The 3,685-nt window shown below is 43.9% G+C and carries 4 protein-coding genes; all 4 read left to right on the forward strand.

From position 1 onward, the window contains the following. Positions 1-176: 176 nt before the first annotated feature. A complete protein-coding gene (obgE, locus tag ABFX15_RS06040; protein ID WP_346024578.1) occupies positions 177-1,472 on the forward strand; it encodes a GTPase ObgE in 1,296 nt (431 codons plus the stop codon). 19 nt (positions 1,473-1,491) lie between these two features. Beyond that, entirely contained in the window at positions 1,492-2,439 is a 948-nt protein-coding gene (gene rnz / locus ABFX15_RS06045) for a ribonuclease Z (RefSeq protein ID WP_346024575.1), read from the forward strand. After that, positions 2,432-3,223: an SDR family NAD(P)-dependent oxidoreductase gene (locus ABFX15_RS06050; RefSeq protein WP_346024576.1), complete on the forward strand. Its 792-nt coding sequence runs from the start codon at positions 2,432-2,434 to the stop codon at positions 3,221-3,223. Before rnz ends, ABFX15_RS06050 begins: the two co-directional genes overlap by 8 nt. A 78-nt stretch (positions 3,224-3,301) precedes the next feature. Beyond that, positions 3,302-3,607: a LapA family protein gene (locus tag ABFX15_RS06055; protein ID WP_346024577.1), complete on the forward strand. Its 306-nt coding sequence runs from the start codon at positions 3,302-3,304 to the stop codon at positions 3,605-3,607. The last annotated feature ends 78 nt before the right edge of the window (positions 3,608-3,685 follow it).

Raw genomic sequence — 3,685 nt, forward strand, 5'->3', positions numbered from 1 at the left:
GTGTACGGAACCGTACGCACGGTGGTGTGAGAGGACGGTAAATAAATTAATTATTTACCTCCTACTCGATTCAAATTATTAAATAGTCGCCATGTCATTAGATATCATACGAAAATTAGTGTAAAATAAAAGAGATAAGCCAGTGCGTAATGGAGAAAGAAGGGTTAAGCGTGTCAATGTTTTTAGATCAGGTTAAAGTTAATGTAAAGGCTGGAAACGGCGGAAATGGAATGGTGGCATTCCGTAGAGAAAAATATGTTCCCGATGGGGGCCCTGCTGGTGGAGACGGAGGTACTGGTGGAGACGTTATCTTCGTAGTAGATGAGGGTCTGAGAACCCTGATGGATTTCAGATACAATCGTCATTTCAGAGCTGAGCACGGTGAAAACGGTATGTCGAAAGGCATGCACGGCCGAGGAGCAAAGGCTTTGTTTGTAAAAGTTCCACCTGGAACAGTTGTTAAAGATGCCGAAACTGGGCAGATGCTCGCAGATCTGGTCGAACACGGTCAGAAAGCAGTGGTAGCAAAAGGCGGACGCGGTGGACGAGGAAATATTCGTTTTGCGTCACCTAGAAACCCTGCACCGGAAATTGCCGAAAATGGTGAGCCTGGTGACGAAAAAGAAATCGAACTGGAACTGAAAGTACTGGCGGACGTTGGTCTAGTTGGATTTCCATCTGTAGGGAAATCCACTTTATTAAGTGTTGTCTCTCAAGCTCGTCCAAAAATCGGAGCCTATCATTTTACCACACTAGTCCCAAATCTTGGGATGGTACAGTCAGATGATGGACGAAGTTTTGTACTGGCAGATATGCCGGGACTCATCGAAGGGGCTTCTCAAGGTGTAGGCTTAGGGATCGAGTTTCTGAGACACATCGAAAGAACGCGAGTCCTGCTTCATGTTATAGATATGAGTGGCGTTGAAGGGCGTGACCCGGTCGATGACTACTATACGATAAATAAAGAACTCGAGCAGTATGACTTGAAATTAAGAGAGAGACCTCAGTTAGTTGTAGCCAATAAAATGGATATGCCTGATTCTGAAGAGAATTTGAAGACGTTCAGAGAAGAAATGGAAAAGTCCGGGGAAGAAGTAGAAATTTTTGAAATTTCAGCTCTTACCCGAAAAGGACTCAACCAAGTGATGAGCCGGACAGCTGACCTGCTTGAAACAGCTCCTGAATTCCCTCTTTATGAAGAGGAGACAGGGGAAGAAGAACGTGTACTCTATAAATTCACTCCAGAAAACAGAGAGTTTATGATTACAAGAGATTCGGATGGCACATGGGTCATTTCCGGAGACAAGGTTGAAAAACTGTATCAGATGACAAACTTCCAGTTCGATGAGTCTGTCATGAGATTTTCAAGGCAGCTGAGAGGTATGGGGATTGATGAAGCTCTTAGAGATAAAGGAGCTAAAAATGGAGATACAGTCAGACTTGATAACTTTGAGTTTGAATTTGTAGAATAAAACTGTAAAGGATAGTTATATGGATTTAGTATTTTTAGGGACAGGATCTGGAGTGCCGGCCAAACACCGGAATGTTTCCAGCATCGCATTGAAACTGTTAGATGAGCTTAACAGCATCTGGCTTTTTGACTGCGGGGAGGCAACACAGCATCAGATTCTGAAGACCTCTGTTAAACCGAGAAAAATCGACAAGATTTTCATCACTCATATGCATGGGGATCATATCTTTGGTCTTCCGGGACTTCTGAGCAGCAGAGCGTTCCAAGGAGGCGATACACCTCTAACCATATATGGTCCACCGGGGATCAGACAATATGTCTCAATGTCTATGAAATTGTCTCAATCTCACGTGAAGTACCCGATCGACTATGTAGAATTTACTGAAGAAGGCAAGCTGTTTGAAAACAGCCAGTTCATAGTTACTGTCAAAAGGCTGCGTCATGGCATTCCCTCATACGGATTCAGAATTCAGGAGAAAGACCGTGAAGGGGAACTGATGGCTGAAGAGCTGAAAGAACTTGGGGTGCCGTTCGGGCCCCTGTTTGGTCAGCTTAAACAAGGAAAAACAGTTACGCTGGATGACGGTCGTGTGCTGGATGGCAAGGCCTTCATCGGTCCAAGTCAGAAAGGAAGAGTGGTCACGATTCTAGGAGATACTTTGAAAACCCAGAACAGTGTTGAACTCGCACGCGGGGCAGATGTACTCGTTCACGAAAGTACATTCAAAGGAGATGACCAGGGTCTGGCTAGAAGCTACAACCACTCCACCAATATTGATGCAGCCCGAACTGCTCTTGAAGCCGGGGCTGAAAAGCTGCTTCTGACACATATCAGTGCACGGTATCTGTATGCTGACAGCAAGGAGATGGAAAAAGAAGCACGCCGCTACTTCCCGGAATCTTATGTTATGAACGACCTGGCAGAAGTAACTATACCTATTAAGAGAGAAGTGGAGATCAATGGATAGAGTTAAAGACAAAGTGATATGGATCACAGGCGCATCCTCAGGTATAGGAGAGGAACTGGCCTATCAGCTGGCTGAAAAAGGAGCTGTTCTGATTCTAAGTGCAAGACGAACGGATAAACTTAAGCAGATCAAAGAAGACATCAGAAATAAGTATGGTTCGCAGGCTCTTGTCTATCCACTTGATGTGGCTGATACCGATGCAGTTCAAAGAGCCGTAGCGCATGTCACAGATAAGATCGGGAAAATTGATGTGCTGATAAACAATGCCGGATTTGGTCATACAGAAACGTTTCTTGATTATGACTTCTCCAGAGTTGAAAACATGTTCAAGGTCAATGTCCTGGGTCTCATGCTTATGTCTCAGCTCGTTGGGAAACACATGGTTCAGTACCAGTCCGGTCAGATCATCAACGTCGCATCTATTGCCGGCAAAGTTGCAACACCTAAATCGGCTGTCTATTCAGCTACAAAATTTGCGGTTATTGGATTCAGCAATACCCTTCGCCTGGAACTGAAGGATCACAATATCATCGTGACAACTGTCAATCCAGGGCCGGTTGATACTGAATACTTTGATGAGTTTGATCCCGAAGGGGAGTATCTGAAGAATGTCAGCACAGTTGTCCTCCCAGTTGACTATGTCGCTTCAAAGACAATCAAAGCTATCGGCAGACAAAAAAGAGAAGTGAATATGCCAGGGCTGTTAAATGCTGCATCCAAAGTCTACACTCTTTTTCCAAAAACTGGAGATAGGATTGTCCGTACAATGTTTAACAGGAAATAAACACCTGTAATGAAAATCTCTCGAAGTTATGGTATTCTTAAGAAAATAATAAGAGGTAACCGAAAGGAGATTAGCTTTATGAAAAGGCAATGGAGCATGGTGGGGGCAATTGTTCTCTTCCTTGCAATCGCTTTTCTTTCAGTGCTTAATGTTGACCCAGTACCTATAAACTTCGGCTTTGCTACCGTAGAATGGCCACTCATTATTGTCATTTTCGGATCAGTGCTGCTCGGAGCTTTGATTGCGACATTATTGTCAACTGTAAAGGTTTATAGAAATCAGAGAAAAGATAAAACCAGAGACAGTCAGACCCGGCCAGGCAGAAAAACACGTTCTGGCAGGCGGACATCAGACAGTACTGTTGATGAATCTGATGAATTATAGAGGTAACTCCCAATAATCTATGAAAAATTATGTTTCCCAAATTTCTCGTTGCTCGTATGATGATTTCTGTCGATGAAG

This window comes from Alkalibacterium indicireducens, from assembly GCF_039522005.1.
Classification (GTDB): domain Bacteria; phylum Bacillota; class Bacilli; order Lactobacillales; family Carnobacteriaceae_A; genus Alkalibacterium; species Alkalibacterium indicireducens.